The organism is Enterococcus quebecensis, assembly GCF_001730365.1.
Classification (GTDB): Bacteria; Bacillota; Bacilli; order Lactobacillales; family Enterococcaceae; genus Enterococcus_L; species Enterococcus_L quebecensis.
The window spans coordinates 1-13,825 of sequence record NZ_MIKB01000001.1 but is presented as its reverse complement, the minus strand read 5'-3'; the positions used below and the strand labels follow the sequence as shown (position 1 = coordinate 13,825).

Here is a 13,825-nt window from a genome sequence, read left to right as displayed (position 1 = left end):
AAAATTTTTGTGGATTTCGCTTTATTTTCAAAGAATCCCCAGTATTTACACTTCAAATTTTGTAATAAATAAGGAAAAAAGTGAATGAAGGTTGTAATAATAACAGTAAACCTTTAATTTTTCTGTTTTGTAGCATATAATAAGAAAGGGTTTATTAGAGAACACATGGACGATTTTCATGGTACAATAGCATGTAATGGATCACTACAGGAGGGAACACGATCATGGTCAAAGAAAAAACAAGATATAAAGCTGTGATTGCCGATCACACATATACGATTATCGGGCAAGAAAGTAAACAGCATATGGATTTAGTAACAAGGTTAGTCAATGAACAATTAGCGGAAATTAAGCATATCTCACCACAAACGAACGATGAGCAAGCATCTGTTTTGTTAGCGATCAATGCAATTTCTGATCAATTAAAAAAACAAGAAAAAGCACTTAATCTGGAACAAGAAGTGGCTGAGTTAAAAAAGAGAACAATTAGATTAGCAGAACTTGAAAATCGTATCAAGCGTATCGAAGCAATCGAAGAAGAAGCGAGAGTTGTGCTGAAAAACAATGGTCAAGAAGACGTTGAAATCCATAATCATATGGAAGCACAACAAATTTTAAATGAAAATCGTAAACAACAGATTCAAAACAAAAGCACTCAAGATCAATAATTTGAGAGGATGACAGGATGCTAACATTACTCATTTTACTACTATTAGCCATTGGATTTTACACAGGAGCTAAACGCGGATTAGTTCTGCAGATTATATATACATTCGGTTATCTTTGTTCTTATTTAGTGGCGAAAACGTATTATAAGAGCTTGGCCTCTCATTTAGAATTGTACATCCCATATCCTTCACCAACAGCAGATACAAAATTAGTTTTTTTCAACCAAGAATTAACACTAGATTTGGATCAGGCATTTTATGGTGCGGTAGCTTTTCTACTTATATTAGTAGCTGGTTGGCTAGTTGTACGCTTCTTAGCAATTTTTGCTCACGGATTAGTTTTTATTCCAGTTTTAAAACAAGCCAACGGATTAGCTGGAGGTTTAATAAGTGTACTAGTTATTTACATTGGTGTATTTTTAGTGTTAAGCATGTTATCAATGTTGCCTGTTGACGCTGTTCAAAACCAGTTTAAAAATAGTGGACTAGCTAGGTTTATCGTAAAAGATACACCGCTTTTTTCAAAGCAAATCTATCATATGTGGATTGAACAGATGATCAAATAAAGGCTTAATTGACAATTAGCTGTCTAAAATAATTGAAACATTGTATTTTAGAAAAGCTATGTCTAAGTTTGAAAAGAACAGAAGGTGAAAAAATGAACACACGAATTTTAACGACACTAGGTTTTGACAAAGTCAAACAGTTAATTTCTCAACATCTTGTTACAGCTCAAGGGCTAGAAGAAGTTGAACATTTGGTTCCTATAAATGATGCAGCAACAATTCATGCTTGGTTGAAGGAAACAGAAGACGGATTAAAAATTCAACGTTTACGTGGAGGCATCCCGATTCCTAAAGTGGAGAATATTCGTCCTCATATGAAACGAATCGAAATTGGTGCAGATTTAAATGGTATTGAACTGGCACAAGTAGGGCGAGTATTGTCAACGACTTCTGAAATCATTCGCTTTTTTAATGATTTACAAGACAGTGAGATTGAATTGTTAAGACTATATTCTTGGGCGGAACAATTGATTGTTTTACCTGAATTGAACCATCGTCTGAAAGAGTCGATTGATGAAGATGGTCGGGTGACTGACGAAGCATCCACAGAATTAAAAATTATTCGAAATAATATCCGCAGAAGTGAGCAGACGATCAGGGAACAACTAGATAGTATTGTTAGAGGCAAGAATGCAAAATATCTAAGTGATGCAATTGTGACAATGAGAAACGAACGTTATGTTATTCCAGTTAAACAAGAGTATAAAAGTGTTTTTGGCGGTGTAGTACACGACCAAAGCGCATCAGGTCAAACTTTATTTATTGAACCGAAACAAATTGTTGAACTGAATAACCGCTTACGTCAGCATCAGATTGCAGAACGTAATGAAATTGAGCGGATTTTATCCGAATTATCTGCCGAATTAGTTCCTCATCGAAACGACATTATGCACAATGCATATGTGATCGGAAAATTGGACTTTATAAATGCCAAAGCCCGTTTTGGTAAAGAATTGAAAGCTGTAGTTCCTGAAATCAATGAAGAGAATCATATCTATTTCAAGCAAGCAAGACATCCATTGTTGGATCAAGAAAAGGCTGTTCCAAACGATATCATGATCGGAAAAGAGTATCAAGCAATTGTTATTACTGGACCAAATACAGGTGGTAAGACAATAACATTGAAAACGCTAGGTCTTCTTCAATTAATGGGACAATCAGGGTTGCCAATTCCAGCGGGTGAAGAAAGTAGAATGGGGATTTTCGATGAAGTTTTTGCAGATATTGGCGATGAACAATCAATCGAACAAAGCCTAAGTACATTTTCTTCTCATATGACGAATATTGTGGATGTATTAAATAAAGTCGATAATCATAGCTTAGTATTATTCGATGAATTAGGCGCTGGGACGGATCCTCAAGAGGGTGCAGCACTAGCTATTTCCATTTTAGATGCCTTAGGAAGTAAAAGTGCTTATGTGATGGCTACAACCCATTACCCAGAGCTGAAAGTTTATGGGTATAATCGTTCAGGTACAATTAATGCTAGTATGGAATTTGACGTGGATACGTTGAGTCCAACCTATCGCTTATTGATTGGTGTTCCTGGACGCAGTAACGCTTTTGAAATTTCAAAACGTCTTGGTTTAGACACAACGATTATTGATGAAGCAAAACACATTATGGACGGCGAAAGCCAAGATTTAAATGAAATGATCGCTGATTTGGAAAATCGTCGTAAAATGGCAGAAACTGAATATTTAGAAGTACGTCATTATGTAGATGAATCGCAACGACTGCATAACGAGTTAAAAGAAGCCTACACTTACTTTTTCGATGAACGTGAAAAAGAAATGTCAAAAGCTCGTAAAAAAGCCAATGAGTTAGTTTCTCAAGCAGAAGAAGAAGCAAGTGGGATTATTTCTGATATTCGCAAAATGCAGCTTAGCGGAGTTAATCAAGGTGGGATAAAAGAACATCAATTGATTGATGCGAAATCCAAACTTTCTAATTTACATCAAGAAGAAGCGAAGTTGGAAAAAAATAAAGTTTTGAAAAAGGCAAAAGAACAAAAGAAATTAAAAATAGGAGACGAAGTCATCGTGAATACTTATGGACAGCGTGGAACGCTGATTCGTAAGTCAGGAGATCATGAATGGCAAGTTCAGTTGGGCATTTTAAAAATGTCTGTTGACGAAGGTGATATGACACCTGTAGCTCCAGAAAAAGAGCCCAAACAAAGAGTGACAGCTGTTCGTTCAAGTGAAGTGAGCCACGTAGCAAATCAATTAGATTTGCGAGGAAAACGTTACGAAGAGGCGTTGGCAGAGGTAGATCAATATTTAGATGCCGCTATTTTAGCGGGATATCCTCAAGTCACGATTGTTCATGGTAAAGGGACCGGGGCATTACGTACTGGTATTACAGATTATTTAAAAAATCATCGAAGTGTTAGCAGTTTTGAATTCGCCCCAGGGAATCAGGGTGGTAATGGAGCAACAATTGTTAAATTTAAATAGTTCGCTTACCTTTAGTAAGCAGAAAACTAGTCGAACAATCAAACGAGTGATATAATCGTTTTAGATATAAAAGAGTAGGAGGTTTTTTAATATGACACAAGTAATTACAGATAAAGAATTTTCAGCCGAAACAGACAGTGGTCTTGTTTTAATCGATTTTTGGGCTACATGGTGTGGTCCTTGTCGTATGCAGGCGCCAATTTTAGAACAATTAAGTGAAGAATATGATGAGAGCGAATTGAAAATCGCAAAAATGGATGTAGATGAAAATCCAGAAACACCTGCTTCATTTGGAATCATGAGTATTCCAACATTACTTTTGAAAAAAGACGGAGAAGTTGTAGAAAAAGCAGTAGGCGTTCAGTCAAAAGAACAATTACGTGCAATGATCGACAAATATCTGTAGAATTAATTCTTAGGATGGAGATATTCTTCATCCTATTTTTTATGTCTAAATCTAGATGAAATGGTATAATATAATTTATCAAGAAAAAAGAAGGGAAGTATTATGAACGAAAAAATCAAAAATAAATTAGCATTGCTTCCTGACCAACCAGGTTGTTACTTAATGAAAGACAAAAATGGTACCATTATTTACGTCGGGAAAGCTAAAGTCTTAAAAAATCGTGTACGTTCTTATTTTACTGGCAGTCATGATACAAAAACAGAGCGTCTTGTCAGCGAAATCGAGGATTTTGAATATATTGTGACGGAATCAAATATTGAGGCATTACTTCTAGAAATAAATTTGATCCACAAAAATGATCCCAAGTATAACATCATGTTGAAAGATGATAAGAGTTATCCTTTTATTAAAATTACAAATGAAGATTATCCTCGTTTATTGATCACTCGAAAAGTCTCAAAGGATAAAGCTCTATACTTCGGACCTTATCCAGATGTTGGTGCAGCAAATGAAACCAAGCGATTGCTTGATCGGTTATTTCCATTAAGAAAATGTCGAGTTTTACCTAAAGAAGTGTGCTTGTATTACCATATGGGACAATGTTTAGCACCGTGCGTATTTGATATCCCAAAATCAACGTATACAGAAATGGTTGGAGAAATCAAGCGTTTCTTAAATGGCGGACATCCATTAATCCAAGAAGAATTACAGAAAAAAATGAATGCGGCTGCACAAGAGATGGAGTTCGAAAAAGCAGCTGAATATCGTGATCAAATCAAAGCAATTGAAACTGTGATGACTCGCCAAAAAATGACCAATGCTGATTTAGTTGACCGTGATGTTTTTGGTTATGCAGTTGACAAAGGTTGGATGTGTGTTCAAGTATTCTTCGTTCGTCAAGGAAAATTGATTGAGCGTGATGTCTCTATTTTTCCGTTTTATAATGAGGAGGAAGAAGACTTTTTAACATTTATGGGACAATTTTATCAGGAAAACGAACACTTTATTCCAAAAGAAGTCTTGATTCCTGACAATATCGACATTGCAAGTGTGGAAGCCATGTTGGCAACAAAAGTACTACAACCTCAAAGAGGAGAAAAAAAGAAATTAGTCAAATTAGCCGAAAAAAATGCGACAGTTGCTTTGCAAGAAAAATTTGATTTAATTGTACGCAAACAAGAACGAACGATTGGAGCTGTTGAAAAATTAGGGAATGCTATGAATATTCCAGCTCCTGTAAGAATTGAGGCTTTTGATAACTCAAACATTATGGGAACCGACCCGGTTTCAGCGATGGTGGTTTTCGTTGATGGACGACCAGACAAAAAAGAATACCGTAAATATAAAATAAAAACGGTAAAAGGACCAGATGATTACGCTTCGATGCGAGAAGTTATTTATCGACGCTATTCACGTGTCTTAAAAGAAAATTTACCATTTCCTGATTTGATTGTAATTGATGGGGGAAAAGGTCAAGTTGATGCCGCCAAAGAGGTTTTAGATAATCAATTAGGCTTAGATATTCCAATTGCAGGTCTAGCTAAAAATGACAAACATAAAACAAGCGAACTTCTTTTTGGTTCTAATTTAGATATCGTTCCTTTAGAACGGAATTCACAAGAATTTTTTTTATTGCAACGCATTCAAGATGAAGTTCATCGTTTTGCGATTACATTCCATCGACAATTAAGAAGTAAAAACAGCTTTTCTTCACGCTTAGATGACATAGAAGGGTTGGGGCCAAAACGTAAAAAAGAGTTATTGAAACAGTTTAAATCGTTAAAAAACATTACCGCTGCATCCGTAGAAGAATTGAATGCTTCTGGATTGCCGAAAAATGTTGCCAAAAATGTGTATGACCATCTACATCAGGAACTTGACTCAAAAAAAGAGTTTTAAATGGTTGGATAATGAGAAGAAAAGTTCTGCTGATAATATACTTATTGTAGAACTTTTCTTAATTATCACGTTAGTTTATTTGTCAACTAAAAGGCTCATTTCGAAAAAAAAGAGTTTGACACTATTAATAACTAACGATATCATATCATTATATACCGTCCATCAAAATTATATAAACAGAAAATATTTATATAATGATTGGGTAGCAGAAAAACATTTTTTGAGAAATTTCTTGTTTGTATATCAAAAGAGAAGCTGGAGAAAAAAATAATCAAAGGTATCATCGAATCTATGGTTTAATTATCAGAATATTTAGTATTTTTATGCTGATACATGTTAAAATGGATTAAAGATTAATTTGAAAACCTTTGATCAGGAATTACTTAATTTACTTTTTTTATAAAAAGTTGATTTAAATTGAATACAGGAGGATGGGGAATGTTAGAAGTAAATGATTTGGTAAAAACATTTGGTGATTATACTGCAGTAGATAATATCTCATTTAGAATCCCAGATGGAAAAATACTTGGGTTAATCGGGCAAAATGGAGCTGGTAAAACAACGACATTTCGTTTGATATTAGATTTTCTAACTCAAGACAGTGGAACGGTGTTGTGGAATGAGCACCAACTAAGTGTTAAAGACTATAACGATATTGGCTATTTGCCAGAAGAACGTGGTCTATATCCAAAAGTATCTGTTCAAGAACAATTGATTTATTTTGCTGAATTAAGAGGAAAAACAAAAAAAGAAATCGAACCTAAAATCGATGAATGGATGGAAAGGTTCAAAGTTAAAGGCAAAAAAACAGATAAAGTAAAATCACTGTCTAAAGGAAACCAGCAAAAAGTTCAGTTAATCGCAACACTGATTCATGAACCGAAATTGGTTATCTTGGATGAACCATTTAGTGGATTAGACCCAGTCAATGCAGAGCTTTTAAAAGATGGAATTATCGCTTTGAAAGAAAAAGGATCATGTGTCATATTCTCAAGTCATAATATGGATAATGTGGAAAAAATTTGTGATCATCTAGTCATGTTAAAGAGTGGGAAGATGGTGCTAAATGGCAAAGTTCATGAAATCCGAGAAAGTTTTGGACGAACGAAAGTATTTTTAGAATCACCACTAAATCCTGAAGATGTTTTGCCAATTGATGGAGTAAAATCAGCTGTCAAACGTGGAGATGGTGTTGTTGAAGTGACATTGTCTGATCCAAAAGCAGGTCAAGAAATTTTCGCTCGTGCGACTCAGTACGGCTATATTCCAATGTTCAATCAACAACCGCCAACCCTAGAAGAAATTTTCAAGATGAAAGCAGGTGAACCAAATGAATAAATTTTGGATCATAGCAAGTGATGTATATAAAAAGAATGTAAAATCTGTTTCCTTTGTCATCATGATACTCGTTCCATTTTTAGTTATGGGGATTATTTATGTTGCTGGTTCACTAGCTGGGGGTTTTTCAGAAGAGACAAAGGTTGGCCTTGTTTCAGATAATCCCAAAGTAGCAGAAGAATTAGCGAAATCAAAAACAGATGACTATACATTTAAAGTAGTCAAGTCTCAAAAAGAAGCTGAGAAGCAGTTGAAGGACAAAGATATTGAAGCGTTTCTTGTGTTAGAAACAGAATCAAAACAGGTTCAAGGAAAGTTATATGCTGAATCGTCATTAGGCACAACGACTGAACTAATGATGAGTCAAATGCTTAATGGATTACAATCTTCTCTGAATGCTGGAAAATTAAACTTAACTCCTGAACAATTAGCGAGCTTAAGCCAACCAGCAAATTTTAAAAAGACCAAAGTTAGTTTCGATAAAGATGGGAAAATGACGACAGGGCAAGATAATACAGCGATTCAATCAGCTGTGTCATTTGTGGTAACCATCATTCTTTGGGTGATTATTATCACGTACGCATCAATTATTGCTCAAGAGATTGCATCCGAAAAGGGAACGAGAATCATGGAAGTTATTTTATCAAGTACGAAAGCACAAACACATTTTTACGGAAAGTTGACAGGTGTTATTTTAGTAGCACTGACTCAAATCGTAATCTATGCGGGAGCGATCGGAATCGGTTATACGCAGTTGAAGAATTTAGATATGGTCAAGGGTTTCTTATCTGGATTGTCCTCTGCAAATTTATTTGGAAGCTTCCTATTTTTCACGTTGATATTCTTTGTATTGGGCGTATTAGTTTATTCAGTATTAGCAGCATTATGTGGATCACTGGTGTCCAAACCAGAAGATACAGCAAAAGCAGTTCAGCCAATTATCTATATTGCTATGATTGGGTATTTTATCGGAATTTCATTAGGAACGACTGATCCACAGAATATTGTAATCAAGGTATCTTCTTATATTCCTTTGATTTCATCTTTTATTATGCCTATTCGTTTAGCAAGTGAGACAGTAACAACGGCAGGAGCTATTATTTCTGTTATGATTCTCATAGTTTTTGGACTATTGTTAACCATGTTTTCAGCAAAATTATATAAATCAAATGTATTGGTTTATAGTGAAGGCGGCGTATGGAAATCATTGAAACAATCGATCTCTATATTAAAAAATGAACGAAAAAAATAATGCAAAAAAAGCAATGAAGAAAAACTTCATTGCTTTTTTTTATCACTTCTCACAGGAACTGTACTTCTTTCTATCAATTGAACACTCATTTTTCGTTCAGCAATTGTTTTTTTATTCAGTTGATTATGAATATAAATAAAAGAATTTTCAGCTTGGTGCTTAATAGAGTAATCAACAGTTGTGATGTGCATCAAACGACTAATTTCACTGTTGTCGAATCCAATCACAGCGACATCCTCTGGAATAGAGTAACCCAAAATTTGTAATTCAGAGATGAAACTTGCTGCAACTGAATCTGTGTAAAAGGCCATTGCATCCGTTCTATTCGCCATACTATGCCATTGACGAGCAATAATACGTCCGTTGTCTTGCCTTGCATTATCATGAAATATCCATTCACTTTTGTTTGGAATATGATTTTCGTTGTGAAAATCAGCGATTGCTCGTAGCCTAGCTTTTGTATTTAGATTTTCAGAATTACCTAAAACATGACCAATAGAGTGGTATCCACGCTGAAAAAGATAATTTAATGATCGTAAATAACCTGAATAATGATCAACATAAGAAGAATAAATTCTCTCGGAATCAATTCGATGCCAAGTTGCGATAGGACCATAAATGCTATAAGGTTCGATAACTTCCCATTCGTTTGCTCTAGTTAAAATAAATACACCGTCTAGCTGTTTATACTTCATTTGATTTAATGCATCAATTTCTTTTGCCTTATCACCATCCGTAAAATATAAGGTGACATAGTAATTATAATGTTTTGCAATGGAAATGAAACTCTCAAGAAAAATTCCTAAAGGATCGAAAAAACCATGGGCAAGAAAACCAATTGTTTTTGTTTCACCACTTTGTAAATTTCGAGCAATTAAGTTAGGAGAGTACGATAACGCTTCCATTGCATCGAGAACTTTTTTACGGCTTTCTTGACTAACATAGCCATTTCCTGAAATCACTCTAGACACGGTTGATTTTGAAACTTGAGCTTGTTTAGCTACATCAATAATTGTTGTCATTTTTACTCCTTATTATTTAGAAGAATAAAGAATTCTTTCAGATTTTTGTACACTTAACTAGTTAAAGATCTGTTCACTTTTTAGTATAACACAAAAAAAATAGGAAAAGAGCTTGACCTGGGAACATTCCCACATATTATGATATGAATGTAAACGATGTCAGAACATATTCTGAACAAAATATCAGGAGGGAAACACATGACAAGAGATGCATTGAAAATCGCTACAATTGGTGGAGGTTCTAGTTATACACCTGAATTAATCGAGGGCTACATTAAAAGAAAAGATGAATTACCAATCAAAGAAATTTGGTTAGTAGATATTGAAGCTGGTAAAGAAAAATTAGAAATAGTAGGAGCTATGGCAAAACGCATGGTCAAAGCTGCAGGACTTGACTGGGAAGTTCATCTTACCTTGGATCGACGTGAAGCCTTAAAAGATGCTGACTTTGTTTCCACGCAATTCCGTGTTGGATTATTAGACGCTCGAATCAAAGACGAAAGAATTCCATTATCACATGGTGTTTTAGGACAAGAGACAAACGGAGCAGGAGGTATGTTCAAAGCATTTCGTACAATTCCAGTCATTTTAAGCATCATAGAAGATATGAAAGAGCTCTGTCCAAACGCTTGGTTAGTTAATTTTACGAATCCAGCAGGAATGGTTACCGAGGCAGCTATTAAACATGGCGGTTGGAAGAAAACGGTTGGTTTATGTAATGTACCGATTGGGCATCGTAAACAAGCGGCAGAAAAACTAGGAATTCCTGAAGAAGACCTGTTCTTTAAATTTGCCGGTATCAACCATTTCCATTGGCATCGTGTATGGGACAAAGAAGGAAATGAACGGACGCAAGAATTGATAGACTTAATCTATGGACCACAAAATGAACAAGAAAGTCATCTGAAGAACATTTGGGATGCACCTTTTCACTATGAACAACTAAAAGACCTAGGTATGTTGCCTTGTGGTTACCATCGTTATTATTATATTGAAGATGAAATGCTGAAACATTCTGTTGAAGAATTTGAAAAGGGTGAAACAAGAGCACAAGTTGTAAAGGAAACTGAAGCACGTTTATTCGAATTATATAAAGATCCTCAATTAGATTACAAACCAAAAGAATTAGAGGAACGTGGAGGTACACACTACAGTGATGCTGCATGCGAAATGATTGCATCAATTTATAATGATAAACGAACGGATATGGTTGTTTCTACAGAAAACAACGGAACAATCACTGATTTGCCATACGACTGTGTTGTAGAAGTTTCTGGACCCGTAACTTCTCATGGACATGAACCCTATAATTGGGGAGCGTTTCCACCAGCAGCACGTGGTATCATTCAAGTGATGAAAGGGATGGAAGAAACCGTGATTCGTGCTGCAATAGACGGAGACTATGGTGCGGCGCTACATGCATTTACCATTAATCCGTTAGTGCCAGGTGGTACGATGGCCAAAACATTGCTAGATGAGTTGTTGATTGCTCATAAAGACCATTTACCGAATTTCTCAAAGGCTATTGCTAAGATTGAAACAGAACAGCCTGAAACAAGAGCATATGTTACTGAATTAATGAAAAGTAATTAAAAAGCTAATAAAAAAGCAAGACTATATCAACCTGATATAGTCTTGCTTTTTATTATTTTTCAAATAATGACTCCTTCTTTGTACTAGTCACTCCATAGTAAAATTTTTTGAATAACAATGATCAGATCAAGCCACATCCGTTCATCTAAAAAACTATTTACGAAGAAAAAAGTTTGTTCTTCCTTTTCTTCATGAACTTCAAAATTGTCTACAATCGCAATGTTTGCTTCATGTATTTGCTTTGTAAAGTTAATTGACTCTGGATTAAAAAGTGTTAAAAGTTTGTTCTTTATAAATACGGAACCAAAATTATTACTACTATACTGAATGTAAATAGATACTGTAGGGATCAAAAACATATCAGTTAAAATTGTCAACAGCATACAAATCCCAAAATTAAATGTAGGATCTACTGTAAATTCAGGATGATTTTTTCTGAATTTTTTATAGAAGCGATAGTTCTTTGGATGTCTCTTTAAATATTTTTTTAAGAATTCGGTATTACTTTGTTCGTTGATCATCACTTGTCTGAAAAAATACATTGGATTAATTTCAAAAAAAGTAGAATGAACTAATCCTATAAGTAGATAATAAAAAATATTGGCTTTTTGTTTAGAGGTCATTGAAGCAGAAGAATAAAAACTTTTTTCATATTCATTAACTAACAATTCACTAGAAAAAACTAAAGAAGAAGATCTTGGAAACATATCAAAAAGGATGATTTTCTCTTTTGAAGTATCGATGTCTGAGATGAAACTTCGTAACATCAAATTAAAAAATAAGTGTTCGTCTTCAGAGATAAAGTATCTCTTAACCAACATTGAAATTTCGGTTGTTACTTCAAAAGGTTTTAGTATATTTTTGATTTCTGTTGGTAACTGAATTTGATATTTAAATTGCCTCATCATAGTGATGCCAAGCATTAATTTTATGCGATTGATCACAGAAGATGAATAACGTTTCTCTAAACTATCTATTATATCTGGACAAGAAAATACACAACTGAGTTCAGATTCAAAAGGAATAATGGTCCCGCGATAGGCATTCCAATAAAAATAAAAACAAAACATTCTCAGGTGCTTTTCTTCACCACACAAATTTTCATTTGAATGAAAAACTACTTTTATATGAAAATTTTTGAGTTGTTCGTTCAAAGTGTTTATTTGTTTGTAGAGATAAGGAACACTTACAAATAACTCTTCTGCTAATTCATCTGCAGTCAAATAGCTTTTGGTAAGAATACATGAAATGATCTTAAATTGTAAAGACTCATTCAAGTAATGGAGTCTTAAATGTATAAGTAGATAATCAATTTTAAAATCAGAATAATTGTTTACTTGGAATCCCCCTGTATTTTTCTCAAAAATGATCATTTTTAGGTCTTCATTTTTTTGAACATCTGTTTCTAGCTCATTAAAGTATCTTTTTAATGTGCTTAAAGAAATATCTAAATAATGTTGGAGGTAAGTGAAAGAAACTTTTTCACCATCTTTAAAGATTAATTTTTTAAAAAGTTCTAATTTTTTCTTGTTTTTGTCATTTAAAAAAAATTCCATTCAGGTACATCCTTTAATTAGTAGTTTCCGTGGAATTATAGATTAGAAAAAAAACAAAGTCAATGAAGCTAATATTTAAATCAATATTATTTCTTTTATATTTGTTATTTTTAATCATAGAAACCTTTATTTAGATTAGTTTAAATAAACTATAGTTATTATTTTATCTAAAAAAGAACTGAAATGTGTTCAGTTTTGGATTTTCAAAAAAAAATTTTATGTTTTATGATAATATAGTGGCAGAAAAAAGAAAAATATCTTAATTAAATATGATAAAAATTTATTTAACATTTGTTAGATGGATAAGAAGCATTGTTTTGGATCTTAGATGAAGTTGACCGCGCCTTAATTAGTAGCAAATAATAAGTGCTTCTGAAGACCTTTTAGTAGGGGGATCCTCCACTCAACATAATTTAGACGTTTAAAAATCTACTTCGACGAGAGATGGAGGAGAAGTGGAGAAAAATGCTTAGTTTTAAATCCTATAATGTATTTATATGATTACGCATAAAATAGGAGGAAAGAAAATGAATAAAAAAAAGTGGTATCTTATCTTAACACTAATTATGGTACCTATCATTTGTACAAGTTTTTTTTATTTAAAGACGGAACCACAGACACGTTTAAAAGCGGAAGAGAATAAGAAGACGACGAACGATTTAACTAAAACAGAACCAATACCTCCAGAAGTAGCGGATCAAACACTTCTTTCTAAGTATAATTTGTTAGGGAAATGGGAAGGATATAATCGTTATGGTACGCTAAATTGGATATCCTTTCCTAGTTGGGATGGAACCACTTCTAAAAACCTTGTAGCCGATAATACTGTGAAGGCAACGGCAACCAGTAGTGATATAGTTTTTAAAATCGATGGGAATATTAGTAATTCTGGTCTTGTAAAAAATACAATCCGAACAATTCCAGGTCACTATTATCAACTTTCCACTGAAATATCTGCTACTGTTTATTCTGGAAAATTAGTGATCTATGCACTAGATTTGTTATCAAACTCAGATGTAAATAACCCAGTATCTATTTATCCAGACTACAGTGAATTAATTCGTCG

10 protein-coding genes and 1 pseudogene are annotated in these 13,825 nt (G+C 33.9%); 9 read left to right on the top strand and 2 right to left on the bottom strand.

The genetic code is table 11. The features are described from left to right. Positions 1-224: 224 nt before the first annotated feature. The 7 genes from zapA (at position 225) to BCR23_RS00025 (ending at position 8,588) form a co-directional block, all read left to right on the top strand. Positions 225-668, top strand: coding sequence for a cell division protein ZapA (gene zapA / locus BCR23_RS00060; protein WP_069633465.1), 444 nt, complete (start codon positions 225-227; stop codon positions 666-668). A 17-nt stretch (positions 669-685) separates the two neighbouring features. Beyond that, entirely contained in the window at positions 686-1,234 is a 549-nt protein-coding gene (locus BCR23_RS00055; RefSeq protein ID WP_069633464.1) for a CvpA family protein, read from the top strand. Between the two features lie 92 nt (positions 1,235-1,326). Then, positions 1,327-3,693: an endonuclease MutS2 gene (locus tag BCR23_RS00050; protein ID WP_069633463.1), complete on the top strand. Its 2,367-nt coding sequence runs from the start codon at positions 1,327-1,329 to the stop codon at positions 3,691-3,693. A gap of 91 nt (positions 3,694-3,784) precedes the next feature. Then, positions 3,785-4,099, top strand: coding sequence for a thioredoxin (gene trxA / locus BCR23_RS00045; protein WP_069633462.1), 315 nt, complete (start codon positions 3,785-3,787; stop codon positions 4,097-4,099). A 102-nt stretch (positions 4,100-4,201) separates the two neighbouring features. Next, the gene (gene uvrC / locus BCR23_RS00040; RefSeq protein WP_069633461.1) at positions 4,202-5,998 is read left to right on the top strand and encodes an excinuclease ABC subunit UvrC; all 1,797 of its coding nucleotides are present in this window, start codon (positions 4,202-4,204) and stop codon (positions 5,996-5,998) included. Positions 5,999-6,436: 438 nt separating this feature from the next. After that, positions 6,437-7,336, top strand: a complete 900-nt coding sequence (locus tag BCR23_RS00030) for an ABC transporter ATP-binding protein (RefSeq protein ID WP_069633459.1) — start codon at positions 6,437-6,439, stop codon at positions 7,334-7,336. After that, on the top strand, positions 7,329-8,588 hold the full coding sequence (locus BCR23_RS00025) for an ABC transporter permease (RefSeq protein ID WP_069633458.1): 1,260 nt from the start codon (positions 7,329-7,331) through the stop codon (positions 8,586-8,588). The genes BCR23_RS00030 and BCR23_RS00025 overlap by 8 nt, the downstream gene beginning before the upstream one ends. A 26-nt stretch (positions 8,589-8,614) precedes the next feature. Here the strand turns inward: BCR23_RS00025 and BCR23_RS00020 are convergent, their stop codons facing one another. Beyond that, the gene (locus BCR23_RS00020; protein ID WP_069633457.1) at positions 8,615-9,610 is read right to left on the bottom strand and encodes a LacI family DNA-binding transcriptional regulator; all 996 of its coding nucleotides are present in this window, start codon (positions 9,608-9,610) and stop codon (positions 8,615-8,617) included. A 198-nt stretch (positions 9,611-9,808) separates the two neighbouring features. Between BCR23_RS00020 and BCR23_RS00015 the strand changes: the two genes are divergently transcribed. Next, positions 9,809-11,203, top strand: coding sequence for a 6-phospho-beta-glucosidase (locus BCR23_RS00015; protein ID WP_069633456.1), 1,395 nt, complete (start codon positions 9,809-9,811; stop codon positions 11,201-11,203). Between the two features lie 83 nt (positions 11,204-11,286). Here the strand turns inward: BCR23_RS00015 and BCR23_RS00010 are convergent, their stop codons facing one another. Further along, positions 11,287-12,759, bottom strand: coding sequence for a helix-turn-helix domain-containing protein (locus BCR23_RS00010; protein ID WP_069633455.1), 1,473 nt, complete (start codon positions 12,757-12,759; stop codon positions 11,287-11,289). Between the two features lie 527 nt (positions 12,760-13,286). On the opposite strand from BCR23_RS00010, the pseudogene BCR23_RS00005 reads away from it, so the two are divergent. Next, positions 13,287-13,825, top strand: a pseudogene (locus tag BCR23_RS00005) (hypothetical protein); the annotation flags it as partial.

What these genes read in the sequence shown, in the direction of transcription:
- zapA (WP_069633465.1), top strand. Translation starts at nt 225, where the DNA reads ATGGTCAAAGAAAAAACAAGATATAAAGCTGTGATTGCCGATCACACA.
- BCR23_RS00055 (WP_069633464.1), top strand. Translation starts at nt 686, where the DNA reads ATGCTAACATTACTCATTTTACTACTATTAGCCATTGGATTTTACACA.
- BCR23_RS00050 (WP_069633463.1), top strand. Translation starts at nt 1,327, where the DNA reads ATGAACACACGAATTTTAACGACACTAGGTTTTGACAAAGTCAAACAG.
- trxA (WP_069633462.1), top strand. Translation starts at nt 3,785, where the DNA reads ATGACACAAGTAATTACAGATAAAGAATTTTCAGCCGAAACAGACAGT.
- uvrC (WP_069633461.1), top strand. Translation starts at nt 4,202, where the DNA reads ATGAACGAAAAAATCAAAAATAAATTAGCATTGCTTCCTGACCAACCA.
- BCR23_RS00030 (WP_069633459.1), top strand. Translation starts at nt 6,437, where the DNA reads ATGTTAGAAGTAAATGATTTGGTAAAAACATTTGGTGATTATACTGCA.
- BCR23_RS00025 (WP_069633458.1), top strand. Translation starts at nt 7,329, where the DNA reads ATGAATAAATTTTGGATCATAGCAAGTGATGTATATAAAAAGAATGTA.
- BCR23_RS00020 (WP_069633457.1), bottom strand. Translation starts at nt 9,610, where the DNA reads ATGACAACAATTATTGATGTAGCTAAACAAGCTCAAGTTTCAAAATCA.
- BCR23_RS00015 (WP_069633456.1), top strand. Translation starts at nt 9,809, where the DNA reads ATGACAAGAGATGCATTGAAAATCGCTACAATTGGTGGAGGTTCTAGT.
- BCR23_RS00010 (WP_069633455.1), bottom strand. Translation starts at nt 12,759, where the DNA reads ATGGAATTTTTTTTAAATGACAAAAACAAGAAAAAATTAGAACTTTTT.